General features: G+C 36.0%; 23 protein-coding genes and 2 pseudogenes. 18 read left to right on the plus strand and 7 right to left on the minus strand.

The genetic code is table 11. The features are described from left to right. Positions 1 to 98 precede the first annotated feature (98 nt). Both H6F47_RS14560 and H6F47_RS14565 read left to right on the plus strand, forming a co-directional pair. Positions 99 to 1,262: a cysteine desulfurase family protein gene (locus H6F47_RS14560; protein WP_190649726.1), complete on the plus strand. Its 1,164-nt coding sequence runs from the start codon at positions 99 to 101 to the stop codon at positions 1,260 to 1,262. Between the two features lie 96 nt (positions 1,263 to 1,358). Continuing rightward, the gene (locus H6F47_RS14565; protein WP_190649728.1) at positions 1,359 to 1,589 is read left to right on the plus strand and encodes a hypothetical protein; all 231 of its coding nucleotides are present in this window, start codon (positions 1,359 to 1,361) and stop codon (positions 1,587 to 1,589) included. Between the two features lie 160 nt (positions 1,590 to 1,749). On the opposite strand, the gene H6F47_RS14570 is transcribed toward H6F47_RS14565, so the two are convergent. The 3 genes and pseudogenes from H6F47_RS14570 to H6F47_RS14580 form a co-directional block, all read right to left on the minus strand. Next, positions 1,750 to 2,139, minus strand: a complete 390-nt coding sequence (locus H6F47_RS14570; protein WP_190649730.1) for a type II toxin-antitoxin system VapC family toxin — start codon at positions 2,137 to 2,139, stop codon at positions 1,750 to 1,752. After that, on the minus strand, positions 2,132 to 2,386 hold the full coding sequence (locus H6F47_RS14575; protein ID WP_137668813.1) for a hypothetical protein: 255 nt from the start codon (positions 2,384 to 2,386) through the stop codon (positions 2,132 to 2,134). Before H6F47_RS14575 ends, H6F47_RS14570 begins: the two co-directional genes overlap by 8 nt. Positions 2,387 to 2,459: 73 nt before the next feature. Further along, a pseudogene (locus H6F47_RS14580) lies at positions 2,460 to 2,621 on the minus strand (hypothetical protein); the annotation flags it as partial. Between the two features lie 102 nt (positions 2,622 to 2,723). Here H6F47_RS14580 and H6F47_RS14585 point away from each other — a divergent pair. The 7 genes from H6F47_RS14585 to H6F47_RS14615 all read left to right on the plus strand — a co-directional run bounded on the left by H6F47_RS14585 (position 2,724) and on the right by H6F47_RS14615 (position 6,877). After that, a complete protein-coding gene (locus H6F47_RS14585) occupies positions 2,724 to 2,993 on the plus strand; it encodes a hypothetical protein (protein WP_137668812.1) in 270 nt (89 codons plus the stop codon). Beyond that, positions 2,963 to 3,409 (plus strand): HNH endonuclease signature motif containing protein, encoded by a 447-nt coding sequence (locus tag H6F47_RS14590; protein ID WP_190649731.1) that lies wholly within the window; start codon positions 2,963 to 2,965, stop codon positions 3,407 to 3,409. Before H6F47_RS14585 ends, H6F47_RS14590 begins: the two co-directional genes overlap by 31 nt. A gap of 358 nt (positions 3,410 to 3,767) precedes the next feature. Next, a complete protein-coding gene (locus H6F47_RS14595; RefSeq protein WP_190649733.1) occupies positions 3,768 to 4,136 on the plus strand; it encodes an HNH endonuclease signature motif containing protein in 369 nt (122 codons plus the stop codon). Positions 4,137 to 4,161: 25 nt separating this feature from the next. After that, positions 4,162 to 4,509, plus strand: coding sequence for a hypothetical protein (locus tag H6F47_RS14600; protein WP_190649735.1), 348 nt, complete (start codon positions 4,162 to 4,164; stop codon positions 4,507 to 4,509). Between the two features lie 11 nt (positions 4,510 to 4,520). Then, a complete protein-coding gene (locus tag H6F47_RS14605) occupies positions 4,521 to 4,913 on the plus strand; it encodes a hypothetical protein (RefSeq protein ID WP_190649737.1) in 393 nt (130 codons plus the stop codon). 631 nt (positions 4,914 to 5,544) lie between these two features. Beyond that, positions 5,545 to 6,090 (plus strand): photosystem II reaction center PsbP, encoded by a 546-nt coding sequence (gene psbP, locus H6F47_RS14610; protein ID WP_190649740.1) that lies wholly within the window; start codon positions 5,545 to 5,547, stop codon positions 6,088 to 6,090. A gap of 193 nt (positions 6,091 to 6,283) precedes the next feature. Beyond that, entirely contained in the window at positions 6,284 to 6,877 is a 594-nt protein-coding gene (locus tag H6F47_RS14615) for a nucleoside triphosphate pyrophosphatase (protein ID WP_096567597.1), read from the plus strand. 96 nt (positions 6,878 to 6,973) lie between these two features. Here H6F47_RS14615 and H6F47_RS14620 read toward each other — a convergent pair whose 3' ends face one another. Beyond that, on the minus strand, positions 6,974 to 7,249 hold the full coding sequence (locus H6F47_RS14620) for a DUF4351 domain-containing protein (protein ID WP_206755149.1): 276 nt from the start codon (positions 7,247 to 7,249) through the stop codon (positions 6,974 to 6,976). Positions 7,250 to 7,364: 115 nt separating this feature from the next. Here H6F47_RS14620 and H6F47_RS14625 point away from each other — a divergent pair, with 115 nt between their 5' ends. From H6F47_RS14625 to H6F47_RS14645, 5 genes are all read left to right on the plus strand, one after another. Continuing rightward, a complete protein-coding gene (locus H6F47_RS14625) occupies positions 7,365 to 8,102 on the plus strand; it encodes a phycocyanobilin:ferredoxin oxidoreductase (protein ID WP_190649744.1) in 738 nt (245 codons plus the stop codon). A gap of 1,070 nt (positions 8,103 to 9,172) precedes the next feature. After that, complete coding sequence (locus H6F47_RS14630) at positions 9,173 to 10,612, plus strand: HlyD family efflux transporter periplasmic adaptor subunit (RefSeq protein WP_137667449.1); 1,440 nt, start codon at positions 9,173 to 9,175, stop codon at positions 10,610 to 10,612. 98 nt (positions 10,613 to 10,710) lie between these two features. Next, the gene (locus tag H6F47_RS14635) at positions 10,711 to 10,875 is read left to right on the plus strand and encodes a hypothetical protein (RefSeq protein ID WP_190649746.1); all 165 of its coding nucleotides are present in this window, start codon (positions 10,711 to 10,713) and stop codon (positions 10,873 to 10,875) included. A gap of 45 nt (positions 10,876 to 10,920) precedes the next feature. Next, a complete protein-coding gene (devC, locus tag H6F47_RS14640; protein WP_190649748.1) occupies positions 10,921 to 12,075 on the plus strand; it encodes an ABC transporter permease DevC in 1,155 nt (384 codons plus the stop codon). A gap of 141 nt (positions 12,076 to 12,216) precedes the next feature. Next, a complete protein-coding gene (locus H6F47_RS14645; RefSeq protein ID WP_137667452.1) occupies positions 12,217 to 12,957 on the plus strand; it encodes a DevA family ABC transporter ATP-binding protein in 741 nt (246 codons plus the stop codon). 17 nt (positions 12,958 to 12,974) lie between these two features. Here H6F47_RS14645 and H6F47_RS14650 read toward each other — a convergent pair. Then, positions 12,975 to 13,823: pseudogene (locus H6F47_RS14650) on the minus strand (hypothetical protein). A 115-nt stretch (positions 13,824 to 13,938) separates the two neighbouring features. Here H6F47_RS14650 and H6F47_RS14655 point away from each other — a divergent pair. From H6F47_RS14655 to H6F47_RS14670, 4 genes are all read left to right on the plus strand, one after another. Then, positions 13,939 to 14,718 (plus strand): HAD family hydrolase, encoded by a 780-nt coding sequence (locus H6F47_RS14655; RefSeq protein ID WP_137667451.1) that lies wholly within the window; start codon positions 13,939 to 13,941, stop codon positions 14,716 to 14,718. A 639-nt stretch (positions 14,719 to 15,357) separates the two neighbouring features. After that, positions 15,358 to 15,696, plus strand: a complete 339-nt coding sequence (locus H6F47_RS14660) for a Mo-dependent nitrogenase C-terminal domain-containing protein (protein ID WP_096567611.1) — start codon at positions 15,358 to 15,360, stop codon at positions 15,694 to 15,696. A gap of 22 nt (positions 15,697 to 15,718) precedes the next feature. Continuing rightward, entirely contained in the window at positions 15,719 to 15,991 is a 273-nt protein-coding gene (locus H6F47_RS14665) for a cupin domain-containing protein (protein WP_096567613.1), read from the plus strand. 345 nt (positions 15,992 to 16,336) lie between these two features. Further along, positions 16,337 to 17,083, plus strand: coding sequence for a creatininase family protein (locus H6F47_RS14670; RefSeq protein WP_190649750.1), 747 nt, complete (start codon positions 16,337 to 16,339; stop codon positions 17,081 to 17,083). Between the two features lie 389 nt (positions 17,084 to 17,472). On the opposite strand, the gene H6F47_RS14675 is transcribed toward H6F47_RS14670, so the two are convergent. Further along, on the minus strand, positions 17,473 to 18,864 hold the full coding sequence (locus H6F47_RS14675) for a malic enzyme-like NAD(P)-binding protein (RefSeq protein WP_096567617.1): 1,392 nt from the start codon (positions 18,862 to 18,864) through the stop codon (positions 17,473 to 17,475). A gap of 169 nt (positions 18,865 to 19,033) precedes the next feature. Next, the gene (locus H6F47_RS14680) at positions 19,034 to 19,867 is read right to left on the minus strand and encodes a Uma2 family endonuclease (RefSeq protein ID WP_190649752.1); all 834 of its coding nucleotides are present in this window, start codon (positions 19,865 to 19,867) and stop codon (positions 19,034 to 19,036) included. Between the last annotated feature and the right edge of the window lie 477 nt (positions 19,868 to 20,344).

Here is a 20,344-nt window from a genome sequence, read left to right on the forward strand (position 1 = left end):
TCCTCTAAGAAAGCAAAAAGTTCTGACTCCTGACTCCTGACTCCTAATAATTTATTATTGCCCATAATAGATGTTAAATTATCAAAATTATTGATTTTATGCAAATTTATCTAGATTACAGTGCTACTACTCCCCCTCGTCATGAGGCGATCGCTGTTATGCAATCAGTTTTAACTCAACAGTGGGGTAATCCTTCTAGTTTACATGAATGGGGCAACCGTGCAGCTTTAATTTTAGAAACTGCGCGGATGCAAGTTGCAGGTTTAATCAATGCTGTTCCTGAATCAATTATTTTTACTTCTGGGGGAACGGAAGCAGATAATTTAGCGATTATGGGTGTAGCTCGATGTTATGCTGTACCGCAACATATTATTATTTCTAGTGTGGAACATTCGGCTATTTCTGAACCAGTGGGAATGTTAGAAAGTTGGGGTTGGGATGTCACCCGGTTGGGTGTAGATGCACAAGGTAGAGTTAATCCTGAAGATTTAAAAGCAGCTTTACGACATAATACAGTTTTAGTATCTATGATTTATGGACAAAGCGAAGTGGGGACGGTTCAACCTATAGTAGAATTGGGAAAAATTGCTAAATTACATGATGCTTTATTTCATACAGATGCAGTACAAATTGCTGGACGTTTAGCGATAGATGTGAATAATTTACCTGTTGATTTATTGAGTATTTCTAGTCATAAATTATATGGTCCTTTGGGTGCGGGTGCTTTATATGTGCGTCCAGGGGTGGAGTTAATACCTTTGTTGGGTGGTGGTGGCCAGGAAAAAAAATTGCGTTCTGGTACACAAGCAACTCCCGCTATTGCTGGTTTTGGGGTTGCTGCGGAGTTAGCTGGAAAGGAGTTAGAAGGGGAAAAAATAAGATTAATAAAATTGCGCGATCGCCTCTTTTCTTTGTTAGAAAATGTCCCCGGTTTAATTCCTACTGGTGATATGATTAATCGTTTACCCCATCATCTGAGTTTTTGTTTAGAATATGCAGATGGTGAAAAAATCAGTGGTAAAACTTTAGTTCGTCAGTTAAATTTAGCGGGAATTGGTATTAGTGCGGGTGCTGCTTGTAATAGTGGTAAATTAAATCCTAGTCCGATTTTATTAGCAATGGGATATTCCCAAAAAGCCGCTTTAGGAGGAATTAGGTTCACCTTAGGAAAACAGACAACGGAAGCGGATATTGATTGGACTGCGATGGTTTTGAAACAGGTTTTGCAGAGGTTGGTAAATGTGGAAGTAGTCAGGAGTTGATTGTGAGAATTTTTTGTCAGAATCAGAATGTCCAGGATTAAAGGATTTACAGGATTTTTTATGAGATAATGGAAATAAAGGAACTGTGAACGAATAATGATTACTCAATTAATGGTTCAACCCTCATCTTTAATATCTTCTGGTATGAAGATGAGTGAATTTGGTGATATTTATCTATTTAAGTTTACCGATGAATTACAATCTCGGTTTGAAGAACTATTAGAAAAGAAAAAAGCTGATTTACTCACTCCTGAAGAAGAAGCGGAATATGTGGGTATTTTGGAATTACAGCGAATTTTTACGGGTCTTCATTACATATTATGCTAGATTGCGTTCACAAAAACCATAAAACCCTTATGATATAATAAATACGGGCATTATTTATTAACATTTTAGGTATTTGTCATGGGATATGGCTTTTTGCCTTTATTTTTAAACACATTTTTGATGTTTAATTAATAGTTTGGCATACTAGGTACTAAAGAACCTACAAACGTTTATCTGCGGTGTAAAATTCAGCATTCAATAGTTTCGATAATGCTAGATAATGAGCATCATAAGCAGCAGATAATTTAAGTGTTTTTGCTATATTGATTGCCATTTGATGAAGTTGAGAAATTTGCGAGTTTCCATAAAGAACTATTCCTAAATTTAACGCATCTTCTAAAGCTTTTTCTATTTCTTCTATAGTCAATAAATTCGCTTGATTCATGCGATGTAAAGCATTGGTAATTTCATAATAAAATAATGTTGGTGCAATAATAGTCGCAGAGTTATTTTGCCAATTTTCCCATAGTTGGATAAATGGTGAATCCATAGATTTACTATTTATTAAGTTAATGGTAAAGCTGGCATCTACACAAATTAAATTACTCATGGTGGATAAAAGAATTAATTAACTGTTCACTTCTTTCTTCTCTCATTTCTGAGATAATATTGGTAACTATATCTTGTAAAGATTGATTGTTTAGTCTTTGGTTCAGTATTTCTCCTCTTTTGAGGATGCTTTGTTTGATAATATTCCAATCTGGTTTGATTTGCAATTCTGTTTCTAACAATTGTTTTTCTTCTGGGGATAAACAATGAATAATCTCTACTAATTTTTTGACTAATTCAGTGTTCATAGTTGTGTTTAGTTATAAGGAGTGGCTGTTGATATTCATTTTATCATAATCTAAAACAAATTTCTATATTTATTTAATCTATTTTTGTTAATTGAGAAACTCTTGTATCAATTATCTTTTGACCTAATTCATTGAACTTAATTGCTAAAGATACTTTGTTTTCTGATCCAAAAACATGAGTTATTTTACCAGTACCAAATATTTTGTGAATTACATGATCACCTACATTCTGGGTGTAGAACATCATATTTGATTTGTCAGAATCAGGATGTCCAGGATTAAAGGATTTACAGGATTTTTTATGAGATAATGGACATAAAGAAACTGTGAACGGATAATGATTACTCAATTAATGGTTCAACCCTCATCTTTAATATCTTCTGGTATGAAGATGAGTGAATTTGGTGATATTTATCTATTTAAGTTTACCGATGAATTACAATCTCGGTTTGAAGAACTATTAGAAAAGAAAAAAGCTGATTTACTCACTCCTGAAGAAGAAGCGGAATATGTGGGTATTTCGGAATTACAGCGAATTTTTACTTTAATTAATGCTCAAATAGCAGCGAAAAGCAAATGGTGTCCGAACAAATTAGAAGAGTTGTAAGGAGGAGAGCTAAATTCCTCTGCGAATACTGCCACTCTCCAGAATACCTGAGTCCTGACCGTTTTACCATTGACCATATTATGCCGCAGTCATTGGGTGGTTCAGATGAACTCGATAATTTAGCTTTAGCTTGTCATCGCTGTAATGAGCGTCACTATAATTTTATAGTAGGTACTGACCCCAAAACTCAAGAACAAGTTGCTTTATTCAACCCGCGTCAGCAAGAATGGTCTGAGCATTTCATCTGGACAAAAGATGGTATAAAAATTGTAGGTACAACGCTTACCGGGAGAGCAACTAGCGATCGCTTTGACTTCAATGATGAAAGACGTGATGAACCTTCCATTCAAGTTGCTCGTCGTTTTTGGGTAGAAGCGGGTTGGCATACACCACTATCAGATCCACGTCAAGAATAAAAGCTAAAAGTAGGGTACGTCAGACAAGATAATTTTATAGGACTTACGCACTGTACAAATTCACCATGATGTGCAGGAACTAAAATCCGCCATTTCAGGCTTTTGAAGATTAACTTCTGATCAATAGCGAACTTCTTGCAGCAGCGCTTCGCTATCGCTCAAAAATCATTAAAAAATCACGTTAAAATGCCTGAAACCCATACCTCATATTTGGTTGATCCTGTCAATGCGTAAGTCCTATTTTAAGTTAAAACAGCCAATTTTTAATTGTTGCATTAAATTAAGTAAAAATACTATTACCCCATAGTGGTTAAAAAGTTAAGTTTTATATATGTCTCGTGCTACTCATAAGTTATAAATGAGCAATAACTCAGCCGATCAGCTAAATCAGCTATATAGTGAGATTTATATCTTACTACAAAAAGAAGAAAAAATACGTAAGCAGACAGCAGAGGTTTTAAGTAAGGCAAAAGCCGCAATAGACCCCCGTCGTGAATTTAACAAATGGCTCAAATCTTCCGAGGGTAAATCTTGGAAGAAAAAGCAATTTGATTATCAGGAATGTAAATGCGCTTACTGTGGAGAATTACTGAGATTTGCAGATGCAGTTGTACATCATGTACTTCCTTTGAAAGAATTTGGTAATGCTGCCAATAAACCTGAAAATTTCAAATTACTTCATCCTAGTTGTAATCTCAGTATCGGAACAAAAATAGTTGAGTTTTAATATATTACAAGGAGTAATAATCACTATGGCTAGTAAGCAGCAACTTATCAAAGAAGTAGCAGAAAAATTTGGCTGGACTCAGGCAGACGTGAAGAGAGCAGTGGATGAATATGGTGAAGTTAAGACCAAGGAAGATGTTATCGCTTGCTGTCTTCATTTTGCAGGACCAGAGCTTAAAAAACGCAAATTTGCACTAGAAGCAGCCAAAAAAACAAATAAGAAAAATCTGGAGATAATAGAAAATCTGACTAAACAGTTAACTAGCGTTACTAACTTTTACCAAAGCGAACTAGTTCCTACGTTACGAGCTAAAATTGAAGAACAAGAAGAAACAATACGAGACATTCTCAAGCAAATGCCTTGGGCTAGTTGAGGATAGAAAGTATGAGTAATGAATTACCGATGTTAACACAACTACATCTGAAATCTTTTGGGCTGTCTGACTATTTGGTAAAACAAATTTTTAGAGGTTTAGAAGCAATTCAAACAATAAGTGGATTTAAAGAATATGCTGTCGCTGATGTGAGAGAGTCTGTTGAAGCTAAATTATCAAATCCTAAAACTAAACCAGAGTCCCGTCAAAAACTACAGAAAGTTCTAGATTGGATCAATGGAGACTCAAACGTTATTAAGGTAGATTTCCTGAAAAATTTACCTCCGGCACAGAGACTTGAGGTTTTGAGCAAAAGAATTGAGGATTTAGAGAAAAAGGAAGAATTGCTATCTCTGGAAACAGATAAGTTACTCATGGAAGCTAACAAGGCTCTGAAAAAGTAGATAGATGATCATTCAGTTTTATACATGATTACCCATTACCAAATTTAACTGATGATCTATTTAGTTAACGATAGTCGTAGGTTGGGTTGAACGAGGAGAAACCCAACAAACCGCCCCGAAAATGTTGGGTTTGTTTTCTCAACGCAACCTACGAACGTCTCACAATGAAGTAAGTCACCTGATTTAATTCTGGCAATAAAATCAGTCTGTTGTGCTTTGAGTATAGTTGTCCAGTCCATCTGTAAAAATTCCCCTTTATCTGACAAGGAATATATATTAATATTCCCCCAAAATCTGCAAAAATCACCAATTTAAATCACAAATTAGCTAACCTGCCCAGAAATGAAATTCAGCACTAATAGTTCAAGTCTACTAAAATAGACTAAAAGCTTTTTATAGTCGTCTAAATAGGACTTTTGCTATTAGCCTGATAATTCATTCTCAGGCGGGTATTTTACACAGTGTATCAAATTTTTCAATATGGCTGAACTACCTAAAACCCTAGAAGCGTGCAGTTCAATCCGGTGAAGCGGTAAAATCGTCCTTAGCTGAACGTACCAATTAATGAGAAAATAAAGACTTGCAATCATCCTTGTCTTGTATTGCTTCCCACCGAAAGGAATTTTTATCAATGTGGAAACGAATTGCGTTAATCTTGGTTTTAGTGTTCAGTATCAGTTTCAGTAACCCTGATGTTGCTGCTGCGGCTGGACTCAAAAGCTTTGTAGATACTGCTGATGGTTATCAGTTTTTATATCCTAATGGTTGGTTGCAAGTTAAAGTTGCCGACGGTCCTGATGTGGTATTTCATGATTTAATCGAAGTATCAGAAAATGTCTCTGTGGTGATTAGTCCTGTTCCTGAAGGTAAAAGTTTAACTGAATTGGGAACACCCACTGAGGTAGGATATAAATTAGGAAAAGCTGCTCTTGCTCCTGAAGGTTCTGGACGTTCCGCAGAATTAGTTAATGTTGCTCAAAAAGAAACTGATGGTAAAACATACTATTTTCTAGAGTATGAAGTTCAACTTCCTAACCGTGAAAAACGCCACAATATAGCTAGTGTTGCTGTGAGTCGTGGTAAGTTGTTTACTTTTAACGCTTCTGTACCTGAAAGACGTTGGAAAAAACTGCAACGCATGATTGATGAAGTTGTCAGTTCTTTTACGGTTTATTAATTTAGCTGATTGGGATGATCAATTTTAGATTTTAGATTTTAGATTTTAGATGGAAATGAAGTAAGTAAAATCCAAAGTCCAAAATTTAAAATCTAATACCCAATTACCAATTACCAATTACCAATTACCAATTACCAATTACCAATTACCAATTACCAATTACCAATTACCAATTACCAATTACCAATTACTTATGAATATTCCTGATTTTATACTTGCTTCTGCTTCTCCTGCACGTCGTCGTTTGTTGCAAACTGTGGGTATTGAACCTATTGTTAAAGCTAGTGATTTTGATGAGTCGCAAATTCAAATTAGTGAACCAAAAGCATTAGTAGAAATTTTAGCTAAGTGTAAAGCTGAAACTATTGCACCTGAGTTTCCCTCTGGGTTAGTGATGGGTTGTGATTCGGTTTTAGCCATTGATGGACAGATTTATGGTAAACCAGAAAATGCAGAAGTGGCGATCGCTCGTTGGAATTTAATGCAGGGTAATTTTGGTGATTTGTATACTGGTCATGTTTTAATTGATAATACCCAAAATCGCACTGTTGTTAAATGTCAAATTACTAGGGTTTATTTTGGGAAAATGAGCGATCGCGCCATTGCAGCTTATGTTCAAACAGGTGAACCCCTTAAATGTGCCGGTGCTTTTGCTTTAGAAGGTTTTGGTAGTTTATTTGTGGAAAAAATCGAAGGTTGTCATAGTAATGTAATTGGTTTGAGTTTACCATTACTGCGGCAAATGTTAGCAGAATTAGGTTATGAAGTTACAGATTTTTGGCAATAGTTGAGTAATGATTATTCCTAATTTACCTCATTCCTTTACCTTCCAAAATCCAGAGATTTATCAAACATTCTGACTCCTGACTCCTGACTCCTTACCTTAATCACAATTTTCACTTAACCAATTACTTAAATCACCTTCAGTTTTAAAATCTAATAAAGCTTCCCCCAAATCTTCTAACTGTGTAAAAGATAAATCTTGAATTTGATTTTGAATGTCTGTACCTATTTTTCCTAAATGACGCTGAAGCTGACGCATAATTAACTTCACTTCCGAGCGTCTTCCCTGTTCTAAACCTTCTCTAACAATTTTTTGATAAACTACAGATTCTTGCATAATATCCTCCCGAAAATAAACGTTAATTAAAATCAGCAAAATGTTATATATAGTGTAATTGATTATATTTTTATAATTCTTAATACAATAGTACAATACAATGTACTCACTAATAGTAAACTAAATTATAAATTACATCGTTTACATAAAAAATATGTCTTCCATTTCTACCCCATCCCTACGTGAACAACAACATCCCTTGATTTGTAAACTAGCTGATACAATTGAAGCAGCTTGGCATAAATACCTAGATTTATCACCCTATCATTTACCCGATGAATTAGGATATGTAGAAGGTAGACTAGAAGGGGAAAAACTAATTATAGAAAATCGTTGTTATCAAAGTACCCACTTTCGTAAAATGCACTTGGAACTAGCAAGAGTGGGAAATATGTTAGATATTTTGCATTGTGTGATGTTTCCCCGTCCAGAATATGATATACCTATGTTTGGTTGCGATTTAGTTGGAGGTAGAGGTCAAATTAGTGCTGCGATCGCTGACCTTTCTCCAGTCAACTTAGACCGGATTTTACCAGAAGGTTATAATTCTCAACTGAAAAATTTAACAACAATTAACTTTTCCCAACCTCGTGAGTTACCAGATTGGGGAAATATCTTTTCTGACTTTTGTTTGTTTATTCGTCCCAGTTCTTTAGAAGAAGAAAGCTTATTTTTGGGAAGAGTAAAAGACTTTTTAGATATTCATTGTAGTCAAGCGATCGCATCTATTCCCGTAGCAGCAGAAAAAGTACCTGTAATTATTGCCGGACAACATAATTATTGTACAAAACAACAACAAAATGATAAAACCCGACGAGTTCTAGAAAAAGCTTTTGGTGAAGATTGGGCAGAAAATTACATGACTACGGTATTATTTGATTTACCAGAATAAGTCAGTATTCAGCTATCAGTAATCAGTAATCAGTTATTAGTTATCATCCAATAGCAGTAAGAGCAGGGAGCATCCCAAATGTGTCAGTTTATTTTAAGTTTATTCTTATCTAAACAATAGAAAATTACCCCTCGCTTGATATGATTGAACCGCAAAGAACGCAAAGAACACAAAGAAAGATGTTAGAGAATTTAGCGCAGACTCATCAAGAAACAGTATAACAAGGATACAGAGTTTTGTTAAATTACACCAGTGTTAATCAGAGCAATTTACAGACTATGATTGATTGTTTTCAGGTTCTTGCGGATCATTGACTGCTGACAGATGAATGCTTACAGCAGTTTTCATGTCTTTAGACCACAGTAAGGGCGAAGCATTCGGATGATAGTCTTAGATAAAAACCGATAATTAATTGTCCGAATGCTGATGCTTCCAGCACGCTTCGCGAACGCCCCTACATTGTTCACGCGAAACTTAAATCAAAATGTGGTTTATTTACCTGAAAATAGCTGTAATTGAAAAATTTTTAAGACTCCCTATCTGTAAGCTTCGTTACGTTTTTTCATCACTAATAAATGTAGAATTTATTTAACTAAAGTTAAATGGGAGTTTAAAATCGGTAGAAATAAAAGTAGCGCATCATATATTATCAGGAAATTACCAAAAATATTTTTTGTTTTGTTAGATGTAAACAAATAAATTGGTTCACAGGTTAACAATTCAGTTGTTAACAATTCAGTTAAGAAAACATTGATATTAGGAATTTTCTATTTGATATAGGGGTATGTAACACTTCTTCATACCCAGATCCCTGACTTCTAATATCAATTCTTAATTTATTTTTGCGTGATTATTATTAGCGCATTTATTCCATATTGCTGGGATAAATCATCAGCAATAAAAAATATTTGCTTAATATTTGCTTATCTGGGTGCTGAATGTGGTGAATTAAACAGTGCGAATTCCTGTAATTTTTTGTGCAATCACAACTTATATTTTACCAAATCAACTGAGGCTAATTTGCTTTTTTACTTTCACAAATCACAAATTAGATAAAAGGGCAACATATCATGTCAAGGGTGACTGAAAAGCCAAAGTTAACAGAATCGGCACTAGAAAAATCTCAAGTTTGGTTGAAAGTTGCTATAGCCTTACCAGTAGCGATCGCCGCTGGTGTTCTAGGTACAGCCAGAATTGAACAATTAAAAAAACTAACTTCCTCCGTATCCATAGCTCCTACTCCCAGTAGTATTAGTGCTGTGGGCAGATTAGAACCGCGAGGAGAAGTAATTAAAATAGCTGCTCCCAACTCAGGACTATCAGCAGGTTCACGAGTACAACAACTATTGGTAAAAGAAGGACAAAAAGTACAGCAAGGTCAAGTTATTGCCATTTTAGACAGCCGCGACACCAATATGGCCGCAGTCGAAGAAGCAAAAGCCAGACTACAAGAATCTCGTGCTAATTTAGCCCAAGTAAAAGCTGCTTCACCAAGAGATATTCAAGCTCAAACAGCGGTCATTTCTCGTTTACAAGCACAGCTAGAAGGAGAAAAACAAGCCCAACAAGCGACTATTGCCCGCATCGCAGCCGAATTAAGTGGGGAAAAAATCGCCCAAACTGCCACAATTAAACGTCTAGAAGCCGAACTCAGTGGACAAAGAGATAGTTTAAGAGCCACAATTAACCGGGTACAAGCTGAACAGCGCAATGCTCAAGTTGATGCCGGACGCTATGAGTTTTTATATCAACAGGGGGCTATTTCCCAGCAAGAAAGGGATAGAAGACGTTTGAGTGCTGTCACCGCTACTCAGCAACTGCGGGAAACTCAAGCTAGTTTGAGACAAGCACTAGGAACACTACAACAACAAATTGCTGAAGCTAGAGCTACTCAAATCCAAACTATCGCTACTTTACAGCAGCAACTGATCGAGGCTACGGCCACCCGCGACAAAACTGTGTCCACATTACAAAGGCAAATTGACGAGGAAAGAGCGAGATTAAGCAGGTTATTAGATGTGCGTCCTACTGATGTACAAATGGCACAAGCTCAAATTAGTAATGCGATCGCCTTTGTCAGAAAAGCCCAAGCAGAACTGCAACTAAGTTATGTCAAAGCCCCAACCCCTGGCGAAATTTTAAAAGTTCACACCAAGTCAGGGGAAGTCATGAGTACAAATGGCATTGCGGAAATTGGACAAACGGATCAAATGTTTGTCATTGCTGAAATTCCCGAAGATAGTATTGGTAAAGTTCGTGTTGGTCAAAGTGCGACTATCACCAGTGATAACGGCGCATTTAGCGGGCAAATCAAAGGCAATATCACAGAAATTGGCCGAAAAATCGGTAAAAAAGATGTACTGAATACAGATCCAGCGGCAGATATTGATGCCAGAGTCGTAGAAGTCAAAATTTCTCTTTCTCCCGCAGATAGTCAACAAGTTTCTGGTTTAACTAACGCTAAAGTGATTGTGGAAATTAACACAGATGACATCACCAAAACCAGGTAATTTGAAATTAACTTGATGGTAATAAAACTGGGAGCATCCCCATAAAAGAAAAAATCAACACAGCCACACCAAAAACTCTCTAAAACTCTCTTACCTTTGTGTCCTTTGCACGCCAGTTGCTACAAGTCGGCAGAGCCGCCCAACGCACTGGCTCGTCTTTGCGGTTCAATCAAATTCAGCCAAATTCAGCATGGAATAATTTTCTGTTATTAGATAAAAATCAACTTCCACATTTGGGATATTCCCATAATACCTGGAATTGATTCATTTAATTAATCCCAAATCCAACATCTCCAATCCAAAATTAAATGACTCAAAAAATACCTCTATCTTGGCTACAACTGACAAGAGAAAAAACTCGCCTAGCTGTGGCTTTATCAGGTATTGCCTTTGCTGATATCTTGATGTTTATGCAGCTAGGTTTTCGGGATGCACTATATTACAGTAACGTCAGAATGCACAGCAGTTTAAAGGGTGACATTGTTGTAATTAACAATCAATCTAATGCTGTATTAGCAATGAAACCTTTTTCCCAAAGGCGATTATATAAAGCTTTAGATGTGCCAGCAGTGGAATCAGTGCATCCGATCTATTTAGACTATACCACTTGGAAAAATCCTATTACTGGTCGCCCTCGTAGTATCCTAACTTTTGCCTTCAACCCAGAATTTAATGTTTTTGATTTGCCCGGAGTAGAAGAAAATATCAATAAATTGAAAATGCCAGATGTGGTATTATTTGACCGTTCTTCTAGGGTAGAATATGGATCAATTGCTAGTGATTTTGAACAGGGAAAAAATGTCACAGCAGAGGTGAGAAGACGACGAATTAAAGTAGCAGGATTATTTACTTTAGGAGCATCATTTGGCGCAGATGGCAATTTAATTACCAGTGATGTCAACTTTTTGCGAATATTTAATAATCGCCAAAGGGGATTAATTGATATCGGGTTAATTAGATTAAAACCTGGTTCAGATGTCAAGCAAGTGGCTGCATATTTGCGGACTTATTTACCTACAGATGTGAATGTTTTCACTAAAGAAGAATTTATTGATTTTGAAAGAAACTATTGGGCAACGAGTACCGCTATTGGTTTTATTTTCACTTTAGGGACAATTATGGGTTTTATTGTGGGAACTGTAATTGTTTATCAGATTTTGTATACAGAAGTAACAGATCATTTATCTGAATATGCTACTCTCAAAGCCATAGGTTATACACAAAATTATTTATTAACAGTCATTCTGCAAGAAGCTTTTATGTTAGCAGTTTTAGGATACATTCCTGGATTTGCTTGTGCTTTATTTCTTTACCGAGTTGCTAGAGATGCCACACTTTTACCAGTTTTTATGAGTTATTATCGGGCTATTATGGTACTAATATTAACTATTTTAATGTGTTTTATTTCTGGTGTAATAGCCATGAGAAAATTACGCTCCGCTGATCCTGCTGATATTTTCTAAAGTGGAAGGCAGGAGAGGAGAATTTTAGATTTTAGATTTTAGATTTTAGATTTTAGATTGGAGATGACAAAAACAATCCAAAATCCTTTCATCCAAAATCCTTTCATTGCATCACCAATCACCAATTACCAATCACCTATGATGAACACTTCAGAACCAGTAATTGCCATTAAAAATATCAACCATTATTATGGTCGAGGGGCGCTGAGAAAACAAATTTTATTTGATATTAACCTAGAAATATATCCGGGAGAAATTGTCATTATGACTGGTCCATCAGGTTCAGGTAAAACCACATTACTAAGCTTAATTGGTGGGTTGCGGTCTGTACAAGAAGGAAGCCTGAAATTTTTAGGTAAGGAACTATTTGGCTCTAGTCAAAGTCAATTGGTACAGAGTCGGCGTAATATAGGTTATATTTTCCAAGCTCACAATTTACTCGGTTTTTTAACTGCTAGACAAAATGTGCAAATGGCAGTGGAATTAAACGAGGGTATTTCTCAATTCCAAGCTATTAAAAAATCAGAAGCTATGTTGGGGGCAGTGGGGTTAGCTGAAAGGATGAACTACTACCCAGACAATTTATCTGGTGGGCAAAAACAAAGGATAGCGATCGCCCGCGCCTTAGTCAATCAACCTCCATTAGTTTTAGCAGATGAACCAACGGCAGCATTAGATAAACAATCAGGACGTGATGTGGTAGAAATCATGCAGCGTCTAGCAAAAGAACAAGGAACGGCAATTTTATTAGTTACCCATGATAACCGCATCCTAGATATAGCTGATCGTATCGTGGAAATGGAAGATGGTCTGTTAACTCGTGATGCTCAAAATATACCTATCAGCCACAAGGTAGGTCCGCAAGTTTCAGAGTCTCACTAACTAAACTGTTTACTGAGTCAAGCCTTAGCTTTTCCAGTTGTTTTTTTTGGTGGTGGAGGAACAGTTGGCTTTCCTGTTGGACCCTCTGAAGGTGCAGCAACATTTGGTTGGCGAGTAGTACGGAAAGTAACATTTACCCCTTCATTGGATTGTTCCAAAACCAGCAGGGGTGTGGGTTTAGCCTTTTGATCCCAGTGCATATAGACAATCCTACCCTGAATCGTTGGCTGTCATGAGTCGTCATCATCTCTAGGACTCAGATAAGTTTCTATACAGTCCATAATTTGGCTAATAGTCGTAGAAGTTGCCTGTGTTGGTAACTTCATTAACCGAATTTGAATCCTAAACAATACTCGCTTGACAATATTAGGTGGTACACCAGTTTCATACTCAACATCAAAAAGCTGGTCTACCTGTCTACCAGTGCTGCTGGCAACTCCTACTTGTCCCTGTTGAGACTGGTCTAGGCGCAGTGCTAAAGAAATTTTATCTTTGATTTTGATTTTAATTTGATTAACAATCGCAAAATAAAATACTTCCTCTGACATCCGCATTCGCAGATAATCAAGGTTAAAGTCCCGCGAGTGGACTAAATCCGGGTTGGTTTCCATGTTGCGAATGGTTTCCAGAGCCAATTTTAATTTTTTTTCTAGTTCTCGCGTGCGAAATTTTTCAAATTTGATGCTTTTTTCATATTTATGGATTAAAACTTGTCCATAAATAATTACACCGATTAGTCCTAACAGCAGTCCTCTACTGGCATACATGAATAAGGATGATGTTGGAGACTCATTGGCTGGTACTTATTGAATTGCCTTTATAGTTTTAGCTTTTGAAGACTGGGCTAGAAAGATGGTACTGAGCATGGTTAGCAAATTAAAATATTTTACTGATAATGTTTAGGATGCCCAAATATTTGGTATCACTTTACTGTATTATCAATCTTTTTTTACATCATAATTCCTTGATTGTCATTTTTCTATGTACAGACACATTAGCAATTCTCATGAGTGGAAGAATATACGTCTCGTAGCCACAGATATGGATGGAACTTTGACTCAAGAGGGAAAATTCACCTCCTCACTGTTGCAAGCTTTAGAGAATTTAGCAGCTACAGGAGTTAAGGTATTGATTGTCACCGGTCGTTCAGCTGGTTGGGTCAGTGGACTCAGTAGTTTGATGCCAGTTGCGGGTGCTTTAGCAGAAAATGGGGGTTTGTTCTATTCATCTCTTAAATTAGAACCACTAACTTTAACACCTATTCCTGATTTAGCTCAACATCGTCAGGACTTAGCTACAACTTTTACCAAATTACAAAGTCAATTTCCGCAAATTCAGGAATCTGCTGACAATCGGTTTCGTGTCACTGATTGGACATTTGATGTTGCTGATTTGACATTAAATGAATTGCAATATCTCAGTAACCTTTGTCAACTTGAGGGTTGGGGATTTACTTATAGTAACGTCCAATGTCACATTAAACCACAAGCACAAAATAAATCTGCGGGACTGTTACAAGTGCTACGCGAATACTTCCCAGAATATTCACTAGAACAAGTTGTTACTGTAGGTGATAGTCCCAATGATGAAAGTTTATTTGATAGTCGTTATTTTCCTATTTCTGTAGGTGTGGCAAATGTGATGAAATATGCCAATCAGTTACAGTATCAACCTACTTATGTAACTAATGCGGCTGAAGGAGCAGGATTTTTTGAGTTATCTAGTTATATTTTGCAAAGCTTGTCAACGTCAAAAAGTTAGATGATTCATAGTAATAATTCAGCAATCAGTAAATTGCTACGCCATTTACAGATTACTGATAGCTAAATTTTTACACCTATTATAACATATTTTGTGTTTTATAAACTAATTTTACCAGTCTGTTAGTTTGTTCTTATCAAAGAATTTCTTGCTACTAGTTAGATAATATCTAGGTTAACTCATGTAACATATATAACATTTTTAGGCTAGAATTTGATTTAAAATCAGTGAAAGTCATTGCTGAATATTGATAGACGCTCGTTATAGCAACACTCAACCTATATTTTGATGAGAACAGTGACAATTTGCAACACTGTATAGTTTTCCCACCAAGCTTTTGGGATTGATATATGGGATCACAATATTCGATATCAGTAATTAATAAGTTAAGGTAATACCATTTTTATTATTTCTTTGCTATTTTGTATTTAACGGGACAGTTATTCAACACACCGTGAGTTTAAATAGCAATTAATTAAGGAATTTATCTGCCTATTACTTGTAAGATATTCCAATTGCAATTTTTTGATCTAGAATTACTAAGGCAACGCAGATTTCTGTAAGATTTTGCATGGTCATCAGCCAAAATGGCAGAAGTTTATCAAGTTTATCAATTTAAAGACAACAGGATGTAGAACTATGATCACCACAAATTCTCAATCTATCATTTTCCCTAACTTGATTAGCCAGATCGAAGCAACCCAACAAACAAGTCATAAATCTGATTTACTACAACCAATACGTCAATGGTTAGATGAAATCGAATTTCACAATCGTCAACTAGCGAAATTGATCGCTAAACTGATTCCTGCTCAATGTCCCTTTGAACGTGATATTGTATTTTTCGGTCGCAAAATTGCCCACATTCCCCCTATGTGCAAACTCAATCCCCTATACGAACAATTTGTAGGCTTGCGTTTTCGCGCATTGTGTTATTTAGTAGATGAATGTGGCGAAGATATTCAATCCTACTGCTAAATCACCCTAGATACAACAACAAATGGAAATTAAGATCGAGCATCAACCGAGTCAAGAGAGCCTCAATCAGTTAGGTGTATACAAATGGGCAATTTGGCAAAAAGAAGTTTCCAAATTCCCTTGGACTTATGATTCTGAAGAAACTTGTTACTTTTTAGAAGGCGATGTAGTTGTTACCCCTGATGGCGGACAACCAGTGCAAATGGGTAAAGGAGATTTAGTAACATTTACTGCTGGGATGTCTTGTACATGGGAAATTATCAAAGACGTAAAAAAACATTATTCCTTTAATTAATTCGGCACTTCTGCACCAAGAGTTAAGATTTATGATCTTTGTCTCCTGGTATAGTTGACGATTTACAAAACAAACATTTCATCATTTACTTGGAGTAAGTCTTGTCTGGAGATTCGCAACGAGTTTGATTAACTCCAGTTGCAATAATTTGCAAATTGTAAATTCAAGTTGTCAATTGTTCAATATTTTCATCACTTGTTGCGACTCCCAAATAATTACCCAAATAATTACAATTACAATTACCAGTTAAAAGTTAAAGCTTAAAAATCATTTGTAAAAATATTCATCAATCAGGAATAACTGATATATAATTATATTCTCCTATTTACATAAGATTTACACAAAATGTTATTACATCTCAGCACCTGGCCAGAAGTTGAAACTTATTTACAACAATCTCAGGGAATTATTATTCCCATTGGTTCAACTGAACAACATGGACCTACTGGTTTAATTGGAACTGATGCGATTTGTGCAGAAGCTATATCTCGTGGTGTGGGGGAAACAACATCAGCGATGGTTGCACCAACAATTAATGTCGGTATGGCATTACATCACACTGCTTTTCCCGGTACAATTAGTTTACGTCCTAGCACTTTAATTTTAGTAATCAAAGATTACATTACCTGTTTAGCAAAAGCTGGTTTTACAAAGTTTTATTTTATTAATGGACATGGTGGAAATATTGCTACTTTAAAAGCTGCTTTTTCTGAAACCTACGCACATTTAGAAGATTTACAAATTCAAAACTACCAAAAAGTACAATGTCAAATTGCTAATTGGTTTATGTGTGGTTCTGTATATAAACTAGCGAAAGAATTGTATGGGGATCAAGAAGGTTCTCATGCTACCCCTAGTGAAGTTGCTGTTACTCAATATGTCTATCCAGAAGCTATTAAAAAAGCTCCTTTATCTCCAGAGGTTGCAGGTGGTCATAAAATTTATGGTGCAGTTGATTTCCGGTTACGTTATCCTGATGGCCGTATGGGTTCAAATCCTGATTTAGCAACTCCTGAACATGGTAAACAATTTTATGATGTAGCTGTGGAGGAGTTGAGTAAGAGTTATTTGGAGTTTTTGCATCAGGAATAAATCCTGTAGAGATGATTTACACATCATCTCTATTTTGAAATAAATCAAAATTGGTGTATTATAACCCACATTCCGCAGATAAAATCCAATTCTGAATAATTATCACGAAAGATTCAGGGTTGTACAAACTTTACTCCAAAAATATTCTCAATAAATGAGATAAATTCCTAATAAACATTTTATAGTTCCTTTGAACTAAAATCCTGAAAACCCTTACCAAACAATGTTTTTGGAGATAATTATTTTTTTATTCTCCGCTTATGCGGAATGTGAGTTATAAATTTATCACGTTCCAGCTAATAAACCTGTAATAATTGAGTATTTCATGGCTGTTTTGTCGTGAACATATATGAGAATTGTAAACCCACATAAGTGGGTTTGTCATTTTATTAACTTTGAGCTATACCTTCTTCCCGTGCAGCTTGTTTAACAGCAGCAGCAACTGCTGTAGAAACACGCTCATCAAACACGGAAGGTATAATATGTTCTCGATTTAAATCAGAAGGTTTGACTAAAGAAGCGATCGCATTTGCAGCTTCTAAACACATATTAGTTGTAATTGTTTTCGCTCGACAATCTAACGCCCCACGAAATACCCCAGGAAAAGCCAGAACGTTATTAATTTGATTGGGGTAGTCACTACGGCCAGTAGCCATGACTGCGACATTTTTAGGTACTAATTCTGGTTGAATTTCGGGGATGGGATTGGCCATTGCAAACACAATAGCATCCTTTGTCATTGCTTGTACCATTTCTGGTGTTAAAACTCCAGGTCCACTCAACCCAATAAACACATCTGCACCTTGGGTAGCACCTGCTAAAGTTCCTTGTGCTTTAACTGCAAATTCCCTTTTTTCGTCGTTCAAATCTGTGCGATTAATAGAGATAATGCCTTTAGAATCACACATCCAAATTTGTTCTGCGCCGGCTTTTCTGAGTAAACGAGCAACTGCGATCCCCGCTGCACCAGCACCATTAATGACAATGCGGATATTTGCAATTGATTTATGTACTAATTTCAAAGCATTCAGTAAAGCAGCTAAGGTAACAATTGCAGTACCATTTTGATCATCATGAAAAATTGGTATATCTAATTCTGCTTGTAGTCTTTTTTCGATTTCAAAACAACGGGGTGCAGCAATATCTTCAAGATTTACACCACCAAATACAGGGGCGATATTTTTGACTGCTTTGATGATTTCTTCTGTATCTTGGGTATCTAAGCAGATGGGGAAAGCATCTATACCTGCAAATTCTTTAAATAACATGGCTTTACCTTCCATTACGGGTAAAGCAGCACCAGGACCAAGATTACCTAAACCTAATACTGCGCTACCATCGGTGACAATGGCGACAGTGTTTTGTTTAATGGTGAGGTGGTAAACTTCCTCTGGGTTTTCGGCGATCGCTTTACAAATTCTTCCTACTCCTGGTGTGTAGGCCATAGCTAAATCAGAAACACTTTTTAAAGGAATTCTACTAGCAATACTGATTTTCCCGCCCCGATGTAAATTAAAAGTCCGGTCATAAACATCTATGACTTTAATATCAATTAGCTCTTTTACCGCTTGAACAATAGTTTCCGCTTGTTCTGTACTTGCTGCATCTACAGTAATATCACGGATAGACTCTTGGCGGTTTTGTTCAATTAAATCTATTTGTCCGAGATTACCACCACTAGAAGCGATCGCCTGTGTTACAGATGCTAACATCCCCACCCGGTTGGGAATTTGTAAGCGTAGTGTCACACTGAAACTAGAATTAGGAGTGAGATTTGTCATGGTGCGATAGTTAGATTTTGAATCTTAGATTTTATATTGAATTGCTAGTAAAATTGCAACTTTGATAAAAAATATGACATTTCATGTATAAGATTCAGATCCCGGACTTCTTATTCAGATCACGGACTTCTTTAAGAAGTCCGGGATCTATCAAATGTTTACTTTATCTTTAAGTAGGTAAATTATTCGGATCAATACCTTGGGAAACTAAAAAAGCTATTAATCTCTCCTTTTCTTCTCTTTCTTGTTCTGCACGTTGTCTTTCTTGTTCTGCACGTTCCCGTTCTCGTTCCGCACGTTGTCTTTCTTGTTCTGCAACTTCTTTTTCTTTAGCAATTTGTTCTAAACCCCAAGGTAACAAATTACCATTTTTGTCCCACCACCTTAACCAATAACCGTTTCTACCTTCTTTTTCACCTTGCCAAATTCCTAAAAATAACCCCATGTTTTCAATCCAATGACGACCATTTTCATCTGGTAATGTCAATTGATATCGGTCGTTTTTTAATTCATAAAATTCTAATAAACCAGCATCAGGTTCAAAAATCACGTATATAGGAACTTGTAAAACCTGTTCATAAAAAAACCATTTTCCCGGCGGATAACTCCGTTTAACAGAATATTCTCCCCCATCACCCCCATCATTATGAGATAGAAATTCCATGACTATTAATGGAAATTCACCTTCTAAATATGATGTATAACTTCTACGTTCTGGTAAAACTTCTTTCACGGATGGTATATATAACCAATCTGGTGCTTTAACAACAATTTCACCATTAACTGTCGCACAAAGTCCAAAATTAGAAACTATTAGCATTTCTGGTTTGATAAAACCTGCTATTTCTAAACTTTCCCGTAATGCACCTGCTAAAAGCGGTTGTCCTGTATTTTCCACCGGTTCATCCTCTAACTGAAAATCATCGGGTAAAGCTTCCCAAGTGATTACCAGTTGTTTGACTGTTTTCGGTGCAGTTGTTGGTTCACTAAGTTGGGTTGCCATTTAGATTACCTCTGGTTGATTTATTTTCATTGTATACTAGGAGTCAGGATGTCCAGAATTTGGATTGATGATTTTTGATTGTTTAATATTTTTATTTGTCTGAATCAGGATTTTCAGGATTTTAGGATGTACAGGATCTAGTTTATTAGTTGTTTGTTGGTGGTTGAGATTTGATTTTTTCTGAATCAGGATGTCCAGGATTTGAGGATGCACAGGATGTGATTTATTAGTTGTTTGTTGGTGTTTAATGTTTTTATTTGTCTGCTCAATTATTTATATTTTTTATAATACCAAAATTTAGTAATTGGTCAAATTAAATATTAATTAATTAACAAAATTAACAAAATTAACAAAATCAAATAACCTGTAAATCCTGAAATCACCACATCATAAAAATCAAAACTCTCACTAAAAAACCACATCCTGAAAATCCTATAATCCTGGATATCCTGATTCAGACAAAATTCAAAATCCTCA

The organism is Sphaerospermopsis sp. FACHB-1094, from assembly GCF_014696195.1.
Taxonomy (GTDB): domain Bacteria; phylum Cyanobacteriota; class Cyanobacteriia; order Cyanobacteriales; family Nostocaceae; genus Sphaerospermopsis; species Sphaerospermopsis kisseleviana.